Below are 21,129 nucleotides of genomic sequence, written 5' to 3'. Positions count from 1 at the left end.
ATTCACCCTGTGAGCAGAATGATTTGGGAGGAGATCCGATGACGCCGCTCGAGAAAATTAAAGCAATGAAGATGCCGTTTGCCGAACTCAAGGGCGTCGAGTTCGTCGAGGCCGGGAAAGATCGCGTGGTGGCGCGGATGACGGTCAGGCCTGATCTCTGCACGCTTCATCACACCATCCACGGTGGCGCCGTGATGGCGCTGGCAGATTCCGTCGGCGCAGCGGCCACCGTGATCAATCTGCCGGAGGACGCCAAGGGCACAACCACGCTCGAGAGCAAGACCAATTTCATCGGCGGGGCGAAGGAGGGAACAACGGTGATCGCGACCGCCACCCCAGTCCACAGAGGCCGGCGGACCCAGGTCTGGACCACCCGGCTGGAGACCGAGGACGGCAAGCTGGTTGCCGTGGTGACGCAGACCCAGCTGGTCCTCGTGTGAATACGGGGGCTTGATTCCATTAACGAATTAGTCGCCCCCGTGCCCGAAACTTGGGCAGGTTCCGGTCTTGAAAAGTTTGTTGCGATGCACAATATTGGAGGCCTAGGGATTCGAACGCCTCCTCGAGGGACACCAAGAGGAGTTTTGACTTGTCACTCGCAGCAGATTTTGGACTTGAAGTAACCAACCGCCCGAAGTCCGTTCAGGGCTACGTGCGGACCTTGAGCCAGCAGGAAGAATTGCCGCTTTTGCGCGATCACCTGCTGAGGCTCGATGCCGAAAGCCGGCACGACCGCTTCAACGGTTTTCTCGACGACGGTTTTATCGAGCGTTACGCCGCCCGCTGTGCCGAGGACGGCACCGTTATTGTCGCCTATATCGTCGATGGCGTGGTCCGCGGTGCGGCCGAGCTGCATCCGCCCGAGGGCGATTCGCTGCCCGAGGTCGCCTTCAGCGTGGAAGCTTCGGCGCGGCGCCAGAACGTCGGCACCGTGCTGTTCAGCCGCCTGATCGCGGAAGCGCGCTGGAAAGGCTACAAGTGCCTGCGCATCACCACCGGCGCCGAGAATCACCCGATGCGCGCGCTCGCCAGGAAGTTCGGGGCGCATCTGCAATTCCGTCATGGCGAATCGACCGGCACGATCGATCTCGCCAAGGCGCCTGAGGACGAACTCGCTGATCTCGCGGCCTCGCCATTCACGGCCGGCCGCGCTCTTCTCAGCTTCAACTCGACCTGCTGGAAGATCATCTCCAGCATCTACGGCAATCGCGCCGCCTGACCTGAAAAGCCGACTGGAATCAAAAAAAGCGGACCGGTAAAACCGGTCCGCTTTGTACTGGATATAGGGGAACTAAGCGCTCAGGTGCCGGTGCGCTTGTCGTTGCCGAAGCGGCGCACGACACGGCGTTCGACCACCACCGAGCGCTGCGCACCCTGTTCGCCGGCGATCACGCGGGTCGAGGTGATGCGGCTGTTGGTGCGAACCTGTTTCTTGACCTCGGCCTGGACGACATCGAGCGGCATGCCCATCAGGGCTGCGGCGATCTCGGCCTGCTGCTCCTGATCATCGGTGATGCCGACGGCGGCGAAGATCGCCTCGTCTAAGGTCGGCGGATCGTGGCGCACGCGCCGCGTGCCATATTTGGTATTCCAGTCTGCGTTCATAACGGCCTCGTTTCGATGCCGGATACCTAGTGCCGTCTATGTTGCATTGCAATATGAAATCGGTGTGGCATCTCAGCTATGCACCGGTTGGGTGTCAGGGTGGTGACGGGAGACCGGCAACATCCGCAACCCGCTGTTGTGGCCAGCGTTTCAGCGCCGCCTGGCCAGCTTCCGTCAGCCCGTAGATTCCCCGCTCGGTGCGTTCGAACCAGCCATACACATTGTTAAGCATGATCTTGCCGGCATCGGGACAGCGCCGGCGCAATTCGCTCACCCGCCGCGGGCCTGCCGCGAGCTCCGAGGCGCAGGCCAGTGCCTGCTGCCGATAGGCCGTCATGATTGGCGCGCGCGTGCTGCCGCCCAGCGCCGGATCGCCCTGGCGGCGCTGATGCTCTGCGACCAGGCGCGAACGGACCTTCGGCTCCCGGCGTGGGGCTGCCGTCGGCGGCTTCACCAGCACCTCGACCTGACCGCGGTCGGTCACCCCGAGCATGCCGAAGCCGAGGCGGCGACAGAGATTGCGATAGCGTGCGTCGGTCTCGCGTCCCTTGCCGCGCGCTGACATCTTTGCGGCAATCCAGACCTCGTCGCCGGCCGGTGCACGATCGACCGCCTGAAGGATCAGCTCGAGATTGAAGGTCAGCTTGAGCTCGCCGATCACCACCACCGGAGGATCGCCGGCGCTGAGGCCCACGAGATCGCAGCCGCCGATCTCGCCCTTGACCGTGAAGCCGAGCTCTTCGAGGAAGCGTTTGACAGGCAGATAGAGCGTGGTTTCCAAAGGAAGCTTCCGAATGTCACGTTCGATCGGAGAATCAGTCTGCGTCAGTTTAGCCCCGGAATGGACTTAGAGCTCTGCGCCATTTGATCGGGAACAGATGATCCGGCTATCCTGCGGGTGGGACAATCGGGCGCTTCACGAAGATGACCATCAGGAATGGGCTCTATCATATCCGCATCGAAATGCTGGATGCCGTCCAGGGCGGCAACCAAGGCGTCATGGTGATGCGCGACGGCACCATGCGGGGCGGGGACTCATTCTTCTTCGCCTACGGCAGCTACACCTCGGCCAACGGCAAGTGGAAGGGCGAGCTGACCAACGAGGAGCATTCCCCCTCGTTCGACGAGCGCCCGGTGTGGGGCCGCAAGGTCGTGACCATCGGCTTCAGTGGCACTTACAATGGCGAGACCGCGTACGGCGAGGGCATCGCGCTCGCCGGCAAGCAGAGCATCCGTTTCAGAGGCAATCTCCGGCTCTTGGTGCCGGATTGATTACACCCGCCCGCCAACCGGGATCAGCGCGCCGGTGACGCCGCTGGCGGCATCGCTGGCGAGGAACAGAATGACTTCGGCGAGTTCCTGCGGTGTCACCCATTTGGCGAAGTCGGCCTTCGGCATGTCGGCGCGGTTGGCCTTGGTGTCGATGATCGAGGGCAGCACCGCGTTCACGGTCACCTTGCCTTTCCACTCGCTCGCCAGCGCCTCGGTGAGCCGGTGGACGCCGGCTTTCGACGCCGCATAGGGGCCCATGCCGGAGCCGGCCTGAAGCGCGCCCATGGCCCCGATATTGACGATGCGGCCGGCCTTGGACGCGGCCAGATGCGGCAGGGCCGCCTGCGAGGCGTTGAGTGCCGTCAGCACGTTGAGCGCATGCATGCGCTGCCATGTCTTGACGTCGCCGTCGCCGACGGTCTCGAAGGCGAAGCCACCGGCGATGTTGACCAACGCGTCGAGCCCGCCAAAGTGTCTCGCCGCTGCCTCGACCGCCGTCTTTGCTTGTGCTGCGTCGGACAGATCGACGCCGCCGATCTCGATGCGCTCAGGCATCGCGGAGATTTGCGATGGCGCATGGTCGATGCCGGCCACGCGCGCGCCGCGTGCCAGCGCGGTCTCGGCGACCACCTTGCCGAGCGCGCCGAGTGCGCCGGTCACGATCAGAACCTTGCCTTGCATCATTGTTCTCCCGGCACGGCCGCTTAAGATTTACGGCCGCCTACGATTGCAGATAGCGCGCCTTCAGTGCGATCCGCTCCGGTGTGCCGAGCTCGAGACCGTCGCGCAAGTAGGTTTCGAGATCGCCATACTCGCTACCGACGGCCTCGAAAGCAGCCGCAAGATACGAGGCCTCGACGTTGCCGATCGCGTCGAGAACATCGGCGGGAAGATCGGAGACGTTTGATGCGTCGCGCTTGTAGTGCTGGTTGGTCAGCAGATAATCTTCGGCAATGACGTCATCAGATACGCCGAGCGCATGCAGGATCAGCGCGCTGGCAAAGCCGGTGCGGTCCTTGCCGGCGGTGCAGTGGATCACGAGCGGCGCGCAGTCCTCCAGGAGATGCCCGAACAGGTTGCGGAAACTGGCCGTGTTGTGGCGTACATAGTTGCGATAGGATTCGCGCATGAGTTCGAGCGCGACCGGCGCGGTCAACCTGCCCCTGCCGAGCTCGGCGCGCAGCGCAGCCACGACTGTCGGCTCGATCGGCAGCGAATGCACGGCGATCTCGTTGACCACGCAGACACCCGCCGCGCGTTCCTCGACGCCGCGAAAATCGAAGGCGCTGCGCACGCCCAACGCGCGGACGATCTCGATATCGGCAGCAGTGAGCTGGCCGAGATGGTTGGAGCGGAAGATCTGCCGCCATCGCGTGATACGGCCATCTGCGGTCGGATAGCCGCCGAGGTCGCGAAAATTGCTGGCGCCTTGCAGGGCGAGATGGCGGGTAGGGGAGTCTTTCATGGAGGTGTCTTGTCACGCATCTGAAGCGGTCGGTGAACGCCTGTGCGACCATATGATCCCGCAATCAGGTCCGGAATCAAAAAGGGCCGAAACACCGTTGTTTCGACCCTTTTTCGAACTGACGCCGGGCATCGAGAGACCGCGGCGGTATTGAACCGAACGCAGGCATCAGCGATCCCATTTCGGCTTGGCTTCATCGACTGCTTCCTGATGGTACCAGCTGCCGCTGCAAATCGTCTCGTTCACGGGGAGCGAGGCGTGGTTGGCGGGAAGGCGGGTCTCACCGTTGCGGCGCCCCCCGAGAGCCGAGCGGCCCCCGACAGGGAATTGGTAGATCTGTGCAGATCCGTGACTCAGTCCATTGTTCATCATTGCGGTATCTCCCGAGATCGCAGCGCTGGCCTCCATGGTGCGCCCGACTCGTTGGCTTGTGGTTACTGGAATCCCCATATCGGCCGTGCATTCCGAAATGCAAAGTGCTGAAAAGGAAATCACCCTTGGCCTATTTTGTAGGCAGACTGCATTCTGCTTCCTCTAAGGCAGCGCTCGGGTGGCTAACGCGTGGGCCGTTGCGAAGGTTGCGGGCGACGGTCGCAGTCTTGGCGAATATTGCCCGACGTTGATGCGCGTTTAGCCGGCAACCTTAGACCCGGGCCGGCCTGCTTCAAAATCGGGCGATTTCCGCGGGATTTTTGCGATGCAGCTTCACGCAAAGGTGCGCCGCTATGACGCACGGCGCACTGGCCGATCCGCCGGGAGGGAAGAGGGGGCCGGCGGCGGTGGAAAACCTCCCGCGCTGCGGCCTTTTGGCACGTTAAATGCTTGGAAAGGGTCGGCCGATGTTGGCCGGGTAAACAATCGTGCGGGGGCCTGCGGCCCCCACCTTTCGCATCATCTACAGAGAGGCTCAATGACCAAGTATAAGCTCGAGTACATCTGGCTCGACGGATATACGCCGACTCCGAACTTGCGCGGCAAAACTCAGATCAAGGAATTCGCGTCGTTCCCGACGCTCGAGCAGCTTCCGCTCTGGGGCTTCGATGGCTCCTCCACCCTGCAGGCTGAAGGCCACAGCTCCGATTGCGTGCTGAAGCCGGTCGCGGTGTTCCCGGATGGCGCCCGCACCAACGGCGTGCTCGTGATGTGCGAAGTCATGATGCCCGACGGCAAGACCCCGCACCCGACCAACAAGCGCGCCACCATCCTTGACGATTCCGGCGCCTGGTTCGGTTTCGAGCAGGAATACTTCTTCTATAAGGACGGCCGTCCGCTCGGCTTCCCGGCCTCGGGGTATCCGGCGCCCCAAGGTCCGTACTACACCGGCGTCGGCTTCTCGAACGTCGGCGACGTCGCCCGCAAGATCGTCGAAGAGCATCTCGACCTCTGCCTGGCTGCCGGCATCAACCATGAAGGCATCAACGCGGAAGTCGCGAAGGGCCAGTGGGAATTCCAGATCTTCGGCAAAGGCTCCAAGAAGGCCGCTGACGAAATGTGGATGGCCCGCTACCTGATGCTGCGCCTGACCGAGAAGTACGGCATCGACATCGAGTTCCACTGCAAGCCGCTCGGCGACACCGACTGGAACGGCTCCGGCATGCACGCCAACTTCTCGACCGAGTACATGCGTACGGTCGGCGGCAAGGAGTACTTCGAGGCGCTGATGGCGGCCTTCGACAAGAACCTGATGGACCACATCGCCGTCTACGGCCCGGACAACGACAAGCGTCTGACCGGCAAGCACGAGACCGCGCCCTGGAACAAGTTCAGCTACGGCATTGCCGATCGCGGTGCTTCGATCCGCGTGCCGCACTCCTTCGTCAACAATGGTTACAAGGGCTATCTGGAAGACCGTCGTCCGAATTCGCAGGGCGACCCATACCAGATCGCTTCGCAGATCCTGAAGACGATCGCCTCCGTGCCGGCCGACAAGAAGGCCGCCGCCTAAGATCCTCCCGGCCCGGGCTGGGGGGCTGGCCCGGGTTGGACTTCGATCCGCCGAAGCCGAAAGGCTTCGGCGGATTTTTCATTTTGCTGACAGCCGTTGCGGAGACTCATCGGACCTCATGGCCGGAAACTTGTCCATCGCCGCCGAAAGCGGGATAGAGTGCGTCTGGGTGCGCGCAGGGCCGGGGACGGCTGGTGTTTGAAGGCTTCTACAAGGTGAGATTTCAGCTCGGCGACCGGGTCGGCCGGAGCGTGATGCATGCCGGCAACGGCAAGATGCTCGGCGGCAATTCGGCCTTCGCCCATATCGGCACCTACGTGAAGACCGAAGCCGGCGTCGACGTCGTGATCAACACCGTCCGCCACAACCCCGATCCGAACTATCGCGCCATGGCGGGCACGGACGATGCGACGTTGCTTGCCAAGGGCTGGGCCGACGGCGATCTCTATCGCTTCAAGGGCGAGCTCAAGGAGCTGCCCGGCGTACCCTTTCAGTCGTTGATGACACCGATCACCGAAGACGAGATGCCGATCGCCGGCGGTGTCGGCGAGGCCGGTATCGCCGACGGGCTCTACTCGGTGCATCTGCGCATGCTCGATGGCGTCGACGGCGGTCTCACCGGCGTGATGCTGCTCAACAAGGGCCGCATCCTCGGCGGCGATGCATCGTTCTATTATCTCGGCAGCTACACCGCCGCCAACGGGCGCTGGAAGGGCCAGATCCTCAATCAGGAGCACACGCCGGCCAAGGACGATCCGATCTTCGGCGGCCACGAGGTCGGCATCGGCTTCTCCGGCACCTATGATGCCGAAGAGGCGGTGGTGGAGGCAACGGCGCTCGCCGGCAAGCGCAGCCTGCGCCTGACCGCCGCGCTCAAGCTGATGCACCGCGCCTGATCGTCACGGGAATCGCTGATGGAAACAATTCGCATGCTCTCGACGCTCGGCCTGATGGGCGCGATGCGCAGCCTCTCCTCCGCGTACGAGACCGCGACCGGCGTCCACATCGATGCCGATTTCGCGCCGACGCTGGCGCTGCTCAAACGGTTGCGCGACGGCGAGGCCGCCGATCTCGTCATCGTCACCCGCGAAGGGCTCGACGAGATGATCGGCGAGGGCCGTGTGATCGCCGAGAGCGCTGCCGATCTCGCGCGCTCCTTCGTCGGCATCGCGGTGCGGGCAGGGCAGGCACATCCCGACATCGCCACGGCATCCGCACTGCGCAACACGCTGCTCGCGGCGCGGTCGGTGGCCTATTCGCGACTGGGGGCGAGCGGGGTCTATTTCGCCCGGTTGATCGCGCAGATGGGGATCGCGGAAGAGATCAACGCCAAGGCCACCATCGTCGAGCAGGGCTTTACCGCGGAGCGGCTCGTGAGCGGCGAGGCCGACCTCGCGGTGCAGCAGATCAGCGAGCTGAAGCAGGTCGAAGGCATCGAGGTGGTCGGCCCGATCCCGCACGATCTGCAAACGCCGGCCGTGTTCTCCGCCGGTCGGATGACAAACGCCGAGAACGCCGACGCCGCTGACCGGCTGCTGCGCTATCTGGCATCGCCCGAGGTGGTCCCCGTGCTGCGCCAATCGGGACTCGAGCCTTGAATTTGCCGAGACTGCGACGCAACCTGGCGTCCATGCGGACTTTCCTCGTTGCCATCCTTCTCACGCTTGCGGTGCCGTTGTCGGCGCATGGGCAATCGGCCGACCTCGTGCTGTGCGACCGGGTCGCGGCCGATCCCAGCGATCCCGACAAGCCGGCCGACGTCAGGGGCGCGACCGAGATTGCGGCCTCCGACGTTGCGACCGCCATCAAGTTCTGCAAGCAGGCCGCGTCGTCGTCGCGGCGCGCGATGTTCGCGCTCGGCCGCGCCTATGCGGCCAACCGGCAACCGGCGGACGCGATGGCAGCCTGGCGCAAAGCTGCCGACAAGGGATCGAGTGCGGCGATGGTCGAGCTCGGCGTGGCCTACGGTACCGGCTCCGGCGTCGCCAGGGACGAAGCGCAGGCGCGGAAATTGTTCGAGAAGGCGGCGCAGGCCGGCAATCCCCGCGGCATCAGCAATCTCGCCGCGCTCGGCGGCAGCGGCGGTGCCGCGCCGGCCGATCCCGCACAGGCGCGCGCATTGCTGGGCAAGGCCGCCGAGACCAACGCGGAGGCGCAGTACCAGCTCGGCATGATGCTCTCCGAAGGCACGGGCGGGGCGAAGGACGACGCCGCGGCGCGCGCGCTGTTCGAAAAGGCTGCCGGGCAAAACCATCCCGGCGCGCTGGAGCGGATGGGCGCCTTCGCGCAGGAGGGCCGCGGCGGGCCAAAGGACAAGGACGCCGCGAAATCCTACTACGAGCGCGCCGCAGCGCTCGGCGACGAGGATGCCAAGCAGGCGCTGGAGGGGCTGCGCTGTCCCTATGCGATCAAGGACAAGCAGGGCAAGCTCGTCACCACGCTGTGCTTCTAAAGCCCGATGAACGCGCTGTAGATTTATTTGTGAGCATGATCTTTTCGGGAAACCGCTGCGCATTTTTCCGGATCATGCCGTAGCGCCTCGGCCGGCGGGTTCGAAGCCGGCTTTGGTGAGTGCGCAAGGACCGTTCGCGACCGGCCAAACAAAAAAACTCGAAAAACAACCCCATGCACAGTAGCCAAGTGGTTGAAATCACAGGCCTGCAAATGGTGTGAAATCGCCATATGCGGAATTGCCGAAATTGCTTGCGCCGTCGGGCAAAACAGGCGCATGATGGCATCATGGCAGGCGTGGCTTCGCGAATGGCCCTGCGCGAAAAAAGCCCGATGGTCTTGATGCGATGGCAGTGCTAGGTAGCGCGTGCTTTCCTTATGATTTTGCGGGTCACTTGCGTTGCTGGACGGGCTCTACAAGGTTGAATACGGCGTCAACGATGCCTTCGGCCGCAGCATCATGTGCATGCATGATGGCAAGCTGCTGGGCGGAAATTCGGCCTTCGCGCATCTCGGAAGCTATTTCGAGCGCGACGGCGAGATCATCGCCGAAGTCATCACCGAACGGCACAACGACGATCCCAACTACAAGCCGCTGATGGGGGCTGATGTCGCCGCGATCGGCGCGCGCGGCCGACTCGTCGGCAACCAGATCCGTCTCGCGGGCAGCGCGGACACGATGCCGGGCGCCGGTTTCTGGGCCAATCTCACGCGGCTCGATGACGAGGGGTTGCCGCCGCAGGGGACGATCGGTCCAGGCGGGGTGGTGAACGGGCTCTATGCGATCCATCTGCGCGCGCTCGACGGCGTCGATGCCGGGCTCTCCGGCGTCATGCTGCTGATGGACGGCCGCATCCTCGGCGGAGATGCGTTCTTCTACTATCTCGGCTCCTATTCCTCGGCTGACGGCCGCTGGAAGGGCGAGATCCTCAACCAGGAGCATACGCCGGCAAAAGGCGAGAACCCCGTGTTCGGCGGCTATGAGGTCGGGATCGGCTTCTCCGGAACCTGCACGGCGGACAGCGGCGAACTCGAAGGCATCGCGCTCGCCGGCAAGCGCAGCCTGCGGCTCGCGGCCTCGCTCAAGCTGATGCGGCGGGCGTAGGGCGGTTACTCAAAGATTTGGGATCTCCGCTCGAGAGGCTGAACAGGCCTGACGTCCGAGCCGCGGCAATGTCGGCAAGTGACCCCCAAGCGGACATATCGAAATCAGGACAGATCGAAACGGCCGAGACGAGAAGCACTGCGGCTCAGCTAGGGAAGTCCTTTTGTCATCGTAAAGGGATTGAACCCACGTTCCGCAAGGGCAGCCCACGAAGCTGCGCCAAGATGTGACAATCGGAAATAGTTTCGCGGCTTGGTCGGGTCGGTGTCCAACACGAACCCCGTCGGTAACGCGCGGACAGTCGTGGCATAGAACCCACCATCGGGCGACCTCTGGGATTCGATGACAGCGATCAGCGATTCTGCCCTCTTCGTCTTGCCGAGCAATTTCATCAAGAGAGCCATTTGGCTCGTACCTTCGGTCCACACACCGTCTCGGTCTTCACCGTAAGAAAAGCCTCCGCCGACACTCATTCGCTGTTCGGCGGTCGTCATTGCCGATGCAAATTTCCCGGCCGCTCCGTGAAGCGCTGTTAAAGGCCAGATCTGGGCATCCAGAGCCAAAATCGGATTATGCGTGACACCGTCTTCAGCGGTTCCTGCGGCGAAACAGACGCACCCCGGATCCCACATCGTATTTACAAAGTACTCGGCAACCGTTGCCTTATCGCGCCAGCGCGAATCGCCTGTGCGGATCGCAAGAAGGCCAAACGCGGCGGCGAGGTCAGTATTATGTTCAGTCGATTTCCACGTCCGCACTTCCGGCGTCGGTTCGTGCCCAAACGTACCTCCCGTGAAACCGCCAGTACCGCGCGTATCGGCCCATTGCGCGACCCAAGCGCCAAGCCGCGCTGCACCATCGCGAAACGGGGAGCCGGTGTTCACATCATCAATCGACAGCAACGCCAACATGGCCCATGCCATGTTACCAACATCGCTTCCCACCTGATATCGATCCTCCAACCATTCGTTCCGATTATTGTCCCACCAACCCGGAAGTTTGGCGGAGCCATTCGCCACCACACCCGCGGCGTAAGCGTTTCGGAGCCGTCCATCATGCCAGGTCCGGTCATTATCGACGGCCCAGAGGATCGCCGCGCCCATCCGACTTGCTTTGTCTCGCTCACCGCAACCGACCAACGCGATGACGGCCACCGCATTGTCATAGAGGTATGCGGCGCCATGGAGAGGCCCCGATTCCACGGTCGGATAGCTGGGCAAAAACAACGGCCCTGGCTGCGCCTTATCAATTTGACTAGCGAGGTACCCGCATGCAGACGCTTCCGGTGTTGCCAAAGCCCGTAGTGGAGCGGTGGCTAAAATGATTATGAAGGTCGTTACGATCCATACGAAGGTTTCTATTCGGGCCACTTGGCCGTTCTCCAGGGTGGACGATGATTCTATATACCCATCGGCGAAGTCTGGAAGTGGCCCCATCGCAATCGCGCTTGCGGTGCCCGCTCATGTCCGAAGTTGAGGGTAGACCGCCCGCCCTGACTGCCCACGGCTATTGACCCACCGCGGAGTCCGACGCATCGAGCTCCCCCCGAGGGAGTGGACGGTCGGGTTCCGATACTCGGAACTCATCGGGATCGCAACGGGATTCACATGCCTTAATGAAGCCGCGCACGACCGCTGCTTTAATTCGCGGTCCGGTAGCGAATTTGAGTAATGGGGGCGATCATGCAGGACTTTCAAGCTGAGCTGGCCTCTCGGCTCAACGACCTCTATTGCCGGCTCTCAGAACTGGAAAATCTTCGACTTCAGATCGAAGATGCGGAGCGATGCCATCGGGCTGTGATTGCACCGCCGCCCCTCGCAACTATTTCGCCGTCAAGCTCGAAAAGAGCCTGCACTTCGCTGAGGGAGCGGACGCGCTTTTGACCACCCGTGGCGGACATCGCTGTGTTGAGCTATAAGCGCAGGAGCGAACGTCCTTTTGGCATCATCTGATGGAGCAGCAAGGTCAGTGGCAGGTCGCTGGTAGTGCGCCCGAAGTGTACGAACGGGAGTTGGTCCCGGCTGTGTTTGGCCCATGGGCCCCCGTCCTGATAGACCTCGCTCGGCCGAAGCTGGGCGAACGCGTAGTCGATATTGCTTGCGGCACTGGAATAGTGGCGCGCCTCGCGGCGGTGAAGGTGGGCCCTACCGGGATCGTGACGGGCATCGATCTCAATCCTGGCATGTTGAACGTGGCACGATCGCTCGGGATGGCCGATGACGCTGCCTCGGTTCAATGGCAGGAGGCCAGTGCAGACAAACTGCCGTCCGCTGACAGCGCGTTTGATATTGCGTACTGCCAACTCGGCCTCCAGTTCTTCGCCGACAGACCAGCTGCTTTGCGCGAAATGCGCAGAGTTCTATCTTCAAGGGGAAGGCTCGCCCTCATGGTGTGGTGCGGCATCGATCAAAGTCCCGGGTTTGAATCTTTAGCCAAAATACTGGAGCGCCACATCGGTCCAGCGGCGGCCACAATCATGCGAGCTCCATTTGGACTCGCCGATGCCGATGAGCTGAGCCGACTTGTCGCTGCTGCGAACTTTCAGGATATCACGGTTCAACGGAGGGTCGGTGCCATCGAGTTTCCATCCGTCGAACGATTTGTACCTAGCTATGTTGCGGGTTCGCCACTGGCCAGTCATGTATCGCAAGCAAGCGAGGTGGCTCGCGAACACCTGGCCGAAGATACCAAGTTGGAGTTGGGAAAATACGTGGGTAGTAGCGGGTTATCGTTGCCGATAGCGGCTCACCTACTCACCGCAACTGCTTGATACGTCCGCTGACGGCATGGCCCTTAGCGGACCGCTGGCCTAGCCGCGCGGCCCCCGAGGGAGTGGATGATCCGCCGGTTTGCACGGGACTTTTGAGCACTTTTGCACTTATCAGTCCTGCCGCGATGGTCGCGCTAATCAAGCGCTCCATCGAACTCCTCCAAGCATCAGCTCCTAAAGTTCAAAGCCGAATGCCATCCGGTCGTCGACCTCCGAGCGATGCACCGTCCTGAGGGGAGTGAACTTCATCCATCCTTGCACGATGAGGCTTGAGCGGGGGGCTCATTTGGCGATGCCCGCTTCTGGCCCGTGGCTGACCTCAGCCCAGAGCGCGGCGATGTCCGCTTCGTGCAAGTGACCCGACCAAGGTTATGCTGGCTGAAGAGGGCAGCCTTTGACCCCTGGCAGACCTCGGCTGGGCGCTTGCTCGAGCTGGTCAGACGATCATGAGACATCGGCTGCAGTATGCCGTACATCAGTGTCCGCCATAACCATTCGACCGGGCCGTACCTGTACCGGTCTAACCACCAACCGCTGACAAATACCTGGCAGACGTAGACGAAAAGCCCGATAGCAGTGCTTCGGCCGCCCCGAGCTGCCCAAATAGCCCGAGGCCGTATCCGTAGAAAATCCAGCCAAAGATCATGGACTGAGCGAGGTAATTCGTGAATGCCATGCGCCCTAGCGGCGCAGCCCAGCCCAGCAATCGCTTGCCGTTCGCCAGATCGGCGACGGCGATGATCATTGCACCGTAGCCGAAAGCCAGCAGGATCGTGCCGGTGGGAGTGGCCAGTGCGCGGAGACCGACGCCCGCTACGACGCCGCTTACTCTTAGGAGGATCAAGACTGCGCCTAGCCCAGTACAGCTGATTGCTGTCAAGAACAGGAGTGGACGATCTCGCTTCCTCAAGGCATTGCTGCGCCAGACGAGGGCACCAATCGAAAATAGCCCTATCGTCCGCGGGAATACGTAGATGTGGAGAGGAACGATCACGGGGATTTCGCTGACCCGGAACGCCAGCACCTGCCCGAAGCTGCCCCCTGCATAGACCTGATTGGCTTCAAGCACATGGCGTTGCAACGAAGCCAAGCTGGGAAACAATCCAGGAGGGGACCACACCTGCATGGCCAAATACAGCGCCAGGAATGTCGCCGCGCCGCATGAAAGCAGCCAGCGGGGGCCAAACAGGAATGGTAGGACGACTAACCCTGCGATCGCATATTCGGTAAGAATGTCACCATTCCAGATCAAGAAAAGGTGAATCAGTCCAAACGTCAGCAAGGCGATCAGACGGCGAAACAACAGAAGCGCGCGATGCGGGTTCGTCGAGAGGTGCTCATATTGAATGGCAAGTCCAACTCCGAATAACAGTGAGTACAGGGCAAATGCCTTCATATCGACCGCGAGCATCAAGACTGTCTCGACCGCGCGGTCAAACGGAGGTGCCGGTCGCCCGGCGGGTAAGAACTGCTCGAAGATTGAGACGCGGAATTCAGTGACGACGTTAATAGCAAGGACGCCGAGCAACGCCAGGCCGCGAAGCACATCGATAGTTTCGATTGGGTTTACAGGGCCGGAGCGGCTCTCACAGCTTATGGCGACCATTGCACGAGCACTATAGGTTGGGGCAGGAGATTGGGCCAGTTCAGTTCTGGTATTGGCCTGCAGCGGACTTCGGTGCATCGGTACTAGAGAGCCTATGGTCGTGGATTCCGGGAGGAGAGCTTGAAGAACATTCAGATTATAGATCGCGCGGTCAACGCGACGTTCAGCTTGTTTCAAGCGACCGATGATGAGTTCGCTGCTATCTTTCCCGGCCCGGGCCAAGACATGGAGTTGATTGAGGACTTTACCGAACGCGCTGGGGAAGAGCAGGCTTTGCGAATATTGTCGCCCGTATGGGAGCGCCCCATTTTGAAGCGCGATGCGCAAGGTGTCCACGGGACGCTGTACTTCGAGTATGCCGACCGGAGGCAATCTCTTCCGGAATCTAAGAGAGAGGTCGATTGGCCCGATTCTTACGTTAATCTTGCGCAGCGCAAGCTGTTTGCCAGCAAACGTTAGGGCCTGTATCTGGCCCTGCGACTCGCGGCGATGTCGGCTTGTAACCCGTTGCAGACGTTCGGACGACCAGCCAGATTATAATTGTGAACAACGTCACAGAGCCGAAGCTTGCCTTTTGGCAAGCTCTACCTACGCTGCGCACATGTTGTTCGGGGCTGCGATGGGCGCGTTTCCCTGCGTTTTATTGGTCTTTTCATCTTGCTTGCTTGCTTGCGGCTCAGCGGGAGGCGGACCGACGTGCAAGCTGCGCGAGGCTGGTAGCGGCAGTCAATGCGGCACAGTTCGGCCAAGTTTGATCCGAGAGTTCGCTGGCGAATGGGGGCACTGATGGCCAAACTGTATTGGATCTGTGCTGCCGTACTCGGCTGCTTGATGTCGCCTGTGCAAGCTGCCGGTGTTCAGCTTCTGGATACCGATCCAAATCTGGCTGGCGCTATATGGTACCCTTGCGCAGCAGCGGCGCAACGAGTGCCCCTCGGCAAACTCACTGTCCAATTCATGGAATCGATTGAAGGTACGAAGGACTGTCCCGTCACAGGAACGAACTTGCCACTCGTGATCGTCTCGCACGGACGCGGCGGTTGGTTCGGACAACACGATGACACGGTGCAGGCCCTGGCAAACGCTGGATTTGTCGTCGCCTCGATCAACCTTCCGGGTGACAATGGAAACGATTCCTCGCAACGAGACAGCCTTTCCATTCTGGCAACCCGGCCCGCCAGCATTATCCGATTGCTTGATTTCATCTTGAATGACTGGAAAGACCGGGCTGCGATTGATTCCTCCAGGATCGGCTTCTTTGGGTTTTCGCTCGGCGCCTATACCGGATTGGTGTTGGCGGGCGGCAATCCCGATCTCCGGAGATTTGCGCTCTACTGCTCGGACGCGAACCGAACGCGGGCATGCGAGCAACTCCGTAGCGGCGACATACCAAGCAGCTTGCCTCACGAACCTCGTATCCGAGCCGCAGTGCTCGCCGATACGGCAATTAACTTTGCCTTTCCCGCCGACCGCTTGGCAGACATCACAATCCCGCTGCTGATCTGGCGATCAGAGTTTGGCGGCGCAGGCGTAGACCCGAAAAACTCAGCGCTCGTTGCTCAGTCGCTGCCCGGCAAAAAGGAAGTGCGCGTGGTGCCTGCCGGTCATTTTGCTTTCCTGTCGCCATGCACAGCAGAGTTCGCGGAGAAGCTTCCTCGCTTCTGTACTGACCCGCCGGGTTTCGACAGGACGGCATTCCATCGCGAGTTCAACGCCAGCATCATCAATTTCTTTCGAGAGACTCTCGTTCGCCAGGGCGAGAGCCGTTAGCAGCCGATCTATGCGCGATGGACGGCCGCATCCTGGGCGGCGATGCGTTCTTCTACTATCTCGCGGCGAGCTCGAAGGCATCGCACTCGCTGGGAAGCGCAGCCTGCGATTGGCGGCATCGCTCAAGCTGATGAGGCGGGCCCAGAACGGTTACTCAGAGATCTCGGATGTCTGCCGAGAGGGTAACGCAGGCCTGACGTGCGACCGCGGCGAGGTCGGCAAGTGAGCCCAAGCTGACGTCTGGCCCAATATCATCACGTTTGACGAGATCATTAGTTTATGCTTATCATTAGTTATGGCTAATGATAGATCCGCTACCGTAACGGCAACCCTTCGGCGAAGCATGGCGAAAGACAGCGTGCAACTGGCCGCTCTGGGCGATTCGACCCGCAGACGAATATTCGCATTGCTGGGCGCGCGGCCGCGCACTGTCGTTGAACTCACCCGTGAACTGACTGTCTCCCAGTCAGCCGTCTCTCAGCATCTGAAGGTGCTGCGCGAATCTCATTTGGTTCGTGCCGAGCCGAAGGGAGCCAGCAACATTTATCACATCGATCCAGCGGGGCTCAGCCAGATGCGCGCCTGGCTTGACCGGTTCTGGAGCAGCACACTGGCTGCGTACAAAGTGGCCGTAGAAAAATCAGTGGAGGACCAGAAATGAGCATCCGTGTATCGGCGGCACCCATCAAACAATCGATCGTGGTTGAGGCGCCTATCGAGCGCGCGTTTAAGGTCTTTACGGAAGACTTCGGCAGCTTCAAACCACGCGAGCACAATCTGCTCTCCGTGCCCATCGCAGAGACCGTGTTCGAGCCCCGGGTCGGCGGTCACATCTATGATCGAGGTGTCGACGGCAGCGAATGCCGCTGGGCGCGTGTGTTGGCTTTTGAGCCGCCGAATCGCGTGCTTCTAAGCTGGGACATCAGCCCGCGCTGGCAAATCGAAACCGATCCAGACAAGACCAGTGAATGGGAGGTGCGGTTCATTGCCGAGACGCCAAGCCGGACTCGATTGGAACTTGAGCACCGTCACCTCGAACGTCATGGCCAAGGTTGGGAAGGCGTGAGCGAAGGCGTTGAAGGCGATCAGGGTTGGCCGCTCTACCTGAAACGGTTCGCCGAGCGGATAGCCCGCGAGACATGATATCCGCGTAACCTATGCGACGTGATCGCATTTGCGGAGGTCCTTATGACAGCCTACTGGCTTAGCATTGTCGGGGTGCTTGCCCTTTGCCTCCTGTCAATTTTGCTGGCGGTCTATTCAGGATTCTCCAAAGGCAGGGCCGGGGCACTCTCCGGACCTGTCTTGCCGTTGGATGACGATAACCTGCTGTACCGGATCGATCGCGTCCACATGAACGCAGTGGAGGCGCTGCCGCCTTTTGTCGTCCCGACAGTCCTGGCTACGTTGGTAGGGGTAAGACCCGTCACGCTTGCAACGCTTGTATGGGTCTATGTCGCAATTCGTCTGATCCACGTTGCGGTCTATTTGCGCGGCGGTAACGCGGCCAAAGGCGGCAGCGTCAGAACCATTCTCTATGTTTCAGGTGCCCTCGTAACGGTCATCCTCATTGTCGTAACCGCCCTGGCAGCCATCCACTAGGGTATCAACGCTGGCCGCCTGACGACAGCGGCTTTTGGCCCGAAGCGAGTGATCTGTGCAATTCGCAAGTTGTGGCCCTGCAGACGTGGGCTGCAGCGTGAAATTCAGCATGATCTGATGAAGCTGCTGAACTGGAAATTCTGTACCGATTGCCACGGCGTCGCGTGCTTATGACGCCGATGATCCGTCAATGTGAAGCCGGCGCCGAGCAGTGCGGTGATGCTGTCAGCGGTGTGACGTGTCACGGGCAAGCCGCTGCATTTCTCCGGACCATCGATTGCGAATGTGCCGATGATGACATGACCGCCAATTTTTACGGTTCTTCGGACGCACGCGACATAAGCCGCTTGTTCTTCCGGCGCGGTGAGAAAATGGAACGCTGCACGGTCGTGCCAGATGTCATGATGGCGCGCTGGCTGCCATGTCGTCACATCGGCGACGATCCAATGCACGGCGTCGCCAGCGGCACCGAGCCGTGCACGCGAGGCCGCGAGCGCCGCGTCGGACAGATCAAGGACGGTCAGATCTGCATATCCAGCCGCCAGCAGCGCATCGACCAGCCGAGCCGCCCCACCGCCGATGTCAACAATCGGTGAGGTAAGCTCTGCGGCGGCCAGTGCGATCAATTCGAGCGAAGGCGACGGGCTCTCCTGGAACCAGCTTAACTCGCGTTCGCCCTTGCTCTCGTATACGTTCTCCCAATGGGCCGCCCGGCCTGAAATCGTCATGAAACCCGATCCCTTCCATGCTGACCCCGCCAATACTCGACCGCAAGCATTACTCCATCCCTTCAGTGTTCTCGCCCTCGGCGCTCCTGCGTGAAGCGCGGCGACAGCGCGGCCTGCCACGGCAGGATGTCCGGAGGTCTGCATTCTAGACCCGGACGGCGATCTCGTCAGGTGACCAAGGCGGACCATGACCTGCAAATTCCGAGCTGGCGATCACTTCTAAGATTGCTTCGTTGAGCCGGTTTCCCACGCTACCGGCCCAAGTTGATTAAGAAGTGGCCCAAATTCGTTCCTGTATCTGGAACTGAGTATCTGGTTTAGAGTCTCGTGATCGCCGCCCGGTCCTTGGCTTTTATCGGTGACAGAGAGTCCTGCACGCTCCCGCCTTTGACAATCGCGGTGAGCTATGTGTGAGAAATGTGACGAGATCGACCAGCGCATTGCGCGGTACAAGTACATAGCATCACGTATCACCGACCGAATTACGCTCGATGGCATAACCGAATTAATCGAAGCTGCGCCTGCCAAGAAGGCCGCTTTCCATTGCAAACCCGAGCAACAGTGAGGCCGCGTTGAACCTAAACGCCGGCGGTCCGACCAATGTCTACTGGAGGATTGCGGTTTCCAGTTCCAACGTGGCGCCACTGAGCATTATTGGGCTTGGTGGCGTTTTCGTTTAGGGGGAATTTCGAAACTCAGAGCGGCCTATTTCGACCTCGATAGGGGCGCTGGCCTGTTTCCCACCTCAGTGGCCCGGTTTGATTTTAGCCCCGTCCTGCCTTTCTTTGTCGCAATCGCTCAGCTTGTCCAAGGCATCAGTGGCTTAACCCACATATAGGGCGTAGACTCAGCCGATCACCGCCCCGCCATCGGCATGTATCGGTGACTGAGAGTATCGCGCTCCCGCCTCCTACCCGGAGAGCACTATGCGCACCAAAGCCGTACAACCCACATTGTCGTTGCAGAATAGGCTTATGCTCGAGGCTAACCGCCTCGAAGGCGATGCAAACAGGCTGCCCCCATGGCCCCCTTCGGGAAGCCATGATCCGCGCAGCGGGACTAACCGAAAGTGCGCATCGAATCGAGAATTGGCTGTCCTCGGCAACGTTTACGAGCGCCAACGTGACCAACGATCGCTGTCGTATTCATCTTCCTGCATCTCAGCGAGGTCCGAGACGAGCCAGAAAGGGAAGGGCATCCAGGGCGGCCCTGCGGCTTCAGCCGTTATCGCAGCCTGCCGAGCCACAGCGCGGCGAGGGACTGGCGACTGCGCACGGCGAACTTGGCGTAGATCGACTTGACGTGGAAATGCGTGGTGTTCGGACTTTGCTCGAGCTTCTGCGCGATCTGCCTTTCCGTGTCCCCGGCGAGCAGTCCGAGCAACACGCGGCGTTCAGCGGGTGTGAGGGGCGCGTTGGCGATGAGCAGTCCGTGGCTGAGCAATTGTTGACGGTGAAACCATCTCAAGGCGCGCATCACGAAGCCCAGACGCTGGCCGTCCTGTGCCGTAAAGCGGGGTTGCTGCGCATCACGAAATACGAACAGGCGAATCCTCAAATCGTCATTGAGCGCAATGCGCACGGAGATGCTGTCGGCGAAGCCGACGTCCAGATAGTGGCGCCGATAGTGCTTGCCCTTGAACCATTCCGGCGGCAGCGTTTCGAACAGCAGGCGGACGCGGAACGGCTCGTCGCCCAACATTGACAAGATCTGGGACAGGTCGACGTCGTCGGACCAGAGCGTATCGTACTGCTTCTGCACGGATGCCGCCACCGCCGGTATCGGGTCCAGCACCCTGACGAGACGCGGACGCCAGCCGAGCAGGGGATCGGTCCGCTTCGGCGAAGGCAATCGCACGACCACGCCCCACAGCACATTGCGTGCCGACAACATGGTGCGCAGTGCGGACAGCAGGTGGGTCAGCGCGGCGTCACTGTCGGCGACCGAGAAGTCGGCCAGCTGATCCCAGAGCGCATAGACGTCTTGATTTAGCGGATCGATGGGATCCGTGGAGAGATGCATGTCATTTCCAGATTGTGCCGGTCGCCGAGCTCAGAGGCGACCCCAGAGGCCTTCGATCTCCGCGAGCATACATAAAGTACAGCGAACCACCTTTCCAGGTAGTTCTCAGATGCACCAAATGGCGCGATATCGGCACGGTTACCGGGAATACAGATTCTCTCAGCGTAACGACATTGGGAGATCGACGATGCGTACGACGACGGGCGCGCGCCGGCCTCAAAGGCCTGGCGAAGGCCGGACGGAGAGGCGATGGCGGCGCGGTTTTTTCCTCGCCCTGTCATCCGCGGTGCTGATTACACTCTCAGCCTTTGCGCAGCAGCCACCGGCAAGGGTGTCGATCCGCCCCGGGCGTTAGCGTTCCCTGATCAAGCCGCTTTTGCACGCGTTTCCGTCGCTCTCGGAAGTTGATTGGCATGGAAATCTCATGATCCGGCCAGCCTGCCGGGTTTCTGATCGGCTCGTCGAGCCAGAAGAGCACGGCATCGTCGCTTTCATCATCTCGGCACTGCATGCGTCGCGGCGCCGCCTGGCGAGCCGCGTCATACGCCAATGTGAGCATTTGCTCGGAAACGAAGCCCAAAAAACGTCCGGAGAACAAGAATGGTGACGAGCAGAGTGACGCAAACAAGATTGGCGGCCCGATCCCATGCCCACAATGAAACGGGCTGGCTGCTGGCAGTCGCCGCCGCATTCCTCATCGTGCACGCCGCCGCCTGGATCATCTGCGGACATGTTTCGAGCAACGAGGGCGCGCATTCCCAACCTGAGCCGATATGCCTGTCGTGCGA

The 21,129-nt window shown here is 61.1% G+C and carries 23 protein-coding genes and 1 pseudogene; 15 read left to right on the top strand and 9 right to left on the bottom strand.

Features of this window, described 5'->3' with window-relative positions; translation table 11 throughout:
• Positions 1-38: 38 nt before the first annotated feature.
• Positions 39-440: a PaaI family thioesterase gene (locus IVA93_RS20805; RefSeq protein WP_085352975.1), complete on the top strand. Its 402-nt coding sequence runs from the start codon at positions 39-41 to the stop codon at positions 438-440.
• Positions 441-589: 149 nt separating this feature from the next.
• Complete coding sequence (locus IVA93_RS20800) at positions 590-1,219, top strand: GNAT family N-acetyltransferase (RefSeq protein ID WP_247368702.1); 630 nt, start codon at positions 590-592, stop codon at positions 1,217-1,219.
• A gap of 80 nt (positions 1,220-1,299) precedes the next feature.
• On the opposite strand, the gene IVA93_RS20795 is transcribed toward IVA93_RS20800, so the two are convergent.
• A complete protein-coding gene (locus IVA93_RS20795) occupies positions 1,300-1,605 on the bottom strand; it encodes a hypothetical protein (RefSeq protein WP_007591844.1) in 306 nt (101 codons plus the stop codon).
• A 94-nt stretch (positions 1,606-1,699) separates the two neighbouring features.
• The gene (locus IVA93_RS20790) at positions 1,700-2,386 is read right to left on the bottom strand and encodes a DUF2161 domain-containing phosphodiesterase (RefSeq protein ID WP_247368700.1); all 687 of its coding nucleotides are present in this window, start codon (positions 2,384-2,386) and stop codon (positions 1,700-1,702) included.
• 143 nt (positions 2,387-2,529) lie between these two features.
• Between IVA93_RS20790 and IVA93_RS20785 the strand changes: the two genes are divergently transcribed.
• Entirely contained in the window at positions 2,530-2,877 is a 348-nt protein-coding gene (locus IVA93_RS20785) for a GrlR family regulatory protein (RefSeq protein ID WP_018456317.1), read from the top strand.
• Here the strand turns inward: IVA93_RS20785 and IVA93_RS20780 are convergent, their stop codons facing one another.
• From IVA93_RS20780 to IVA93_RS20770, 3 genes are all read right to left on the bottom strand, one after another.
• Positions 2,878-3,558, bottom strand: coding sequence for an SDR family oxidoreductase (locus tag IVA93_RS20780; RefSeq protein ID WP_085353066.1), 681 nt, complete (start codon positions 3,556-3,558; stop codon positions 2,878-2,880).
• Between the two features lie 40 nt (positions 3,559-3,598).
• The gene (locus IVA93_RS20775; protein ID WP_247368698.1) at positions 3,599-4,342 is read right to left on the bottom strand and encodes a tyrosine-protein phosphatase; all 744 of its coding nucleotides are present in this window, start codon (positions 4,340-4,342) and stop codon (positions 3,599-3,601) included.
• A 168-nt stretch (positions 4,343-4,510) separates the two neighbouring features.
• Positions 4,511-4,711: a DUF2735 domain-containing protein gene (locus IVA93_RS20770; RefSeq protein ID WP_371261365.1), complete on the bottom strand. Its 201-nt coding sequence runs from the start codon at positions 4,709-4,711 to the stop codon at positions 4,511-4,513.
• Between the two features lie 541 nt (positions 4,712-5,252).
• Between IVA93_RS20770 and IVA93_RS20765 the strand changes: the two genes are divergently transcribed.
• The 5 genes from IVA93_RS20765 (at position 5,253) to IVA93_RS20745 (ending at position 9,843) form a co-directional block, all read left to right on the top strand.
• On the top strand, positions 5,253-6,287 hold the full coding sequence (locus tag IVA93_RS20765; protein WP_247368695.1) for a glutamine synthetase beta-grasp domain-containing protein: 1,035 nt from the start codon (positions 5,253-5,255) through the stop codon (positions 6,285-6,287).
• 194 nt (positions 6,288-6,481) lie between these two features.
• Positions 6,482-7,183 carry a GrlR family regulatory protein gene (locus tag IVA93_RS20760; protein ID WP_085352980.1) on the top strand — a complete coding sequence of 234 codons (702 nt, stop codon included), beginning with the start codon at positions 6,482-6,484 and terminating at the stop codon, positions 7,181-7,183.
• A gap of 18 nt (positions 7,184-7,201) precedes the next feature.
• Positions 7,202-7,885 (top strand): substrate-binding domain-containing protein, encoded by a 684-nt coding sequence (locus IVA93_RS20755; protein ID WP_247368692.1) that lies wholly within the window; start codon positions 7,202-7,204, stop codon positions 7,883-7,885.
• 32 nt (positions 7,886-7,917) lie between these two features.
• Positions 7,918-8,739, top strand: coding sequence for a tetratricopeptide repeat protein (locus IVA93_RS20750; protein WP_247789216.1), 822 nt, complete (start codon positions 7,918-7,920; stop codon positions 8,737-8,739).
• 399 nt (positions 8,740-9,138) lie between these two features.
• Positions 9,139-9,843, top strand: coding sequence for a GrlR family regulatory protein (locus IVA93_RS20745; protein ID WP_018456325.1), 705 nt, complete (start codon positions 9,139-9,141; stop codon positions 9,841-9,843).
• 149 nt (positions 9,844-9,992) lie between these two features.
• Here IVA93_RS20745 and IVA93_RS20740 read toward each other — a convergent pair whose 3' ends face one another.
• Positions 9,993-11,213, bottom strand: coding sequence for a hypothetical protein (locus IVA93_RS20740; RefSeq protein ID WP_240543387.1), 1,221 nt, complete (start codon positions 11,211-11,213; stop codon positions 9,993-9,995).
• Positions 11,214-11,794: 581 nt separating this feature from the next.
• Between IVA93_RS20740 and IVA93_RS20735 the strand changes: the two genes are divergently transcribed.
• The gene (locus IVA93_RS20735) at positions 11,795-12,613 is read left to right on the top strand and encodes a methyltransferase domain-containing protein (RefSeq protein WP_247453829.1); all 819 of its coding nucleotides are present in this window, start codon (positions 11,795-11,797) and stop codon (positions 12,611-12,613) included.
• 245 nt (positions 12,614-12,858) lie between these two features.
• Here the strand turns inward: IVA93_RS20735 and IVA93_RS20730 are convergent.
• A pseudogene (locus IVA93_RS20730) lies at positions 12,859-13,739 on the bottom strand (DUF418 domain-containing protein).
• Positions 13,740-14,339: 600 nt separating this feature from the next.
• Here IVA93_RS20730 and IVA93_RS20725 point away from each other — a divergent pair.
• From IVA93_RS20725 to IVA93_RS20705, 5 genes are all read left to right on the top strand, one after another.
• A complete protein-coding gene (locus tag IVA93_RS20725) occupies positions 14,340-14,678 on the top strand; it encodes a DUF8220 family protein (RefSeq protein ID WP_085352988.1) in 339 nt (112 codons plus the stop codon).
• 327 nt (positions 14,679-15,005) lie between these two features.
• Positions 15,006-15,989, top strand: coding sequence for an alpha/beta hydrolase family protein (locus IVA93_RS20720; RefSeq protein ID WP_247368680.1), 984 nt, complete (start codon positions 15,006-15,008; stop codon positions 15,987-15,989).
• A 343-nt stretch (positions 15,990-16,332) separates the two neighbouring features.
• The gene (locus IVA93_RS20715) at positions 16,333-16,650 is read left to right on the top strand and encodes an ArsR/SmtB family transcription factor (protein ID WP_018456332.1); all 318 of its coding nucleotides are present in this window, start codon (positions 16,333-16,335) and stop codon (positions 16,648-16,650) included.
• A complete protein-coding gene (locus IVA93_RS20710; RefSeq protein ID WP_247368678.1) occupies positions 16,647-17,132 on the top strand; it encodes an SRPBCC family protein in 486 nt (161 codons plus the stop codon). The genes IVA93_RS20715 and IVA93_RS20710 overlap by 4 nt, the downstream gene beginning before the upstream one ends.
• A gap of 45 nt (positions 17,133-17,177) precedes the next feature.
• Positions 17,178-17,591 carry an MAPEG family protein gene (locus IVA93_RS20705; RefSeq protein ID WP_247368676.1) on the top strand — a complete coding sequence of 138 codons (414 nt, stop codon included), beginning with the start codon at positions 17,178-17,180 and terminating at the stop codon, positions 17,589-17,591.
• A 104-nt stretch (positions 17,592-17,695) separates the two neighbouring features.
• On the opposite strand, the gene IVA93_RS20700 is transcribed toward IVA93_RS20705, so the two are convergent.
• Entirely contained in the window at positions 17,696-18,319 is a 624-nt protein-coding gene (locus tag IVA93_RS20700; protein WP_018456335.1) for a class I SAM-dependent methyltransferase, read from the bottom strand.
• 1,224 nt (positions 18,320-19,543) lie between these two features.
• Complete coding sequence (locus IVA93_RS20690; protein ID WP_247368673.1) at positions 19,544-20,341, bottom strand: helix-turn-helix transcriptional regulator; 798 nt, start codon at positions 20,339-20,341, stop codon at positions 19,544-19,546.
• Positions 20,342-20,765: 424 nt separating this feature from the next.
• Between IVA93_RS20690 and IVA93_RS20685 the strand changes: the two genes are divergently transcribed.
• On the top strand, positions 20,766-20,948 hold the full coding sequence (locus IVA93_RS20685) for a hypothetical protein (RefSeq protein WP_247368670.1): 183 nt from the start codon (positions 20,766-20,768) through the stop codon (positions 20,946-20,948).
• Positions 20,949-21,129 lie beyond the last annotated feature (181 nt).

The sequence above is a fragment of the Bradyrhizobium sp. 155 genome (assembly GCF_023101105.1).
Taxonomy (GTDB): Bacteria; Pseudomonadota; Alphaproteobacteria; order Rhizobiales; family Xanthobacteraceae; genus Bradyrhizobium; species Bradyrhizobium canariense_D.
This window is presented reverse-complemented; position numbering and strand designations above follow the sequence as displayed.

Bases quoted from the DNA above. Each gene is read 5' to 3' on its own strand.
- IVA93_RS20690 (WP_247368673.1), bottom strand. From the start codon at position 20,341: ATGCATCTCTCCACGGATCCCATCGATCCGCTAAATCAAGACGTCTAT.
- IVA93_RS20710 (WP_247368678.1), top strand. From the start codon at position 16,647: ATGAGCATCCGTGTATCGGCGGCACCCATCAAACAATCGATCGTGGTT.
- IVA93_RS20805 (WP_085352975.1), top strand. From the start codon at position 39: ATGACGCCGCTCGAGAAAATTAAAGCAATGAAGATGCCGTTTGCCGAA.
- IVA93_RS20770 (WP_371261365.1), bottom strand. From the start codon at position 4,711: ATGAACAATGGACTGAGTCACGGATCTGCACAGATCTACCAATTCCCT.
- IVA93_RS20750 (WP_247789216.1), top strand. From the start codon at position 7,918: ATGCGGACTTTCCTCGTTGCCATCCTTCTCACGCTTGCGGTGCCGTTG.
- IVA93_RS20780 (WP_085353066.1), bottom strand. From the start codon at position 3,558: ATGCAAGGCAAGGTTCTGATCGTGACCGGCGCACTCGGCGCGCTCGGC.
- IVA93_RS20705 (WP_247368676.1), top strand. From the start codon at position 17,178: ATGACAGCCTACTGGCTTAGCATTGTCGGGGTGCTTGCCCTTTGCCTC.
- IVA93_RS20700 (WP_018456335.1), bottom strand. From the start codon at position 18,319: ATGACGATTTCAGGCCGGGCGGCCCATTGGGAGAACGTATACGAGAGC.
- IVA93_RS20785 (WP_018456317.1), top strand. From the start codon at position 2,530: ATGACCATCAGGAATGGGCTCTATCATATCCGCATCGAAATGCTGGAT.
- IVA93_RS20765 (WP_247368695.1), top strand. From the start codon at position 5,253: ATGACCAAGTATAAGCTCGAGTACATCTGGCTCGACGGATATACGCCG.
- IVA93_RS20755 (WP_247368692.1), top strand. From the start codon at position 7,202: ATGGAAACAATTCGCATGCTCTCGACGCTCGGCCTGATGGGCGCGATG.
- IVA93_RS20795 (WP_007591844.1), bottom strand. From the start codon at position 1,605: ATGAACGCAGACTGGAATACCAAATATGGCACGCGGCGCGTGCGCCAC.
- IVA93_RS20735 (WP_247453829.1), top strand. From the start codon at position 11,795: ATGGAGCAGCAAGGTCAGTGGCAGGTCGCTGGTAGTGCGCCCGAAGTG.
- IVA93_RS20715 (WP_018456332.1), top strand. From the start codon at position 16,333: ATGGCGAAAGACAGCGTGCAACTGGCCGCTCTGGGCGATTCGACCCGC.
- IVA93_RS20775 (WP_247368698.1), bottom strand. From the start codon at position 4,342: ATGAAAGACTCCCCTACCCGCCATCTCGCCCTGCAAGGCGCCAGCAAT.
- IVA93_RS20685 (WP_247368670.1), top strand. From the start codon at position 20,766: ATGATCCGGCCAGCCTGCCGGGTTTCTGATCGGCTCGTCGAGCCAGAA.
- IVA93_RS20720 (WP_247368680.1), top strand. From the start codon at position 15,006: ATGGCCAAACTGTATTGGATCTGTGCTGCCGTACTCGGCTGCTTGATG.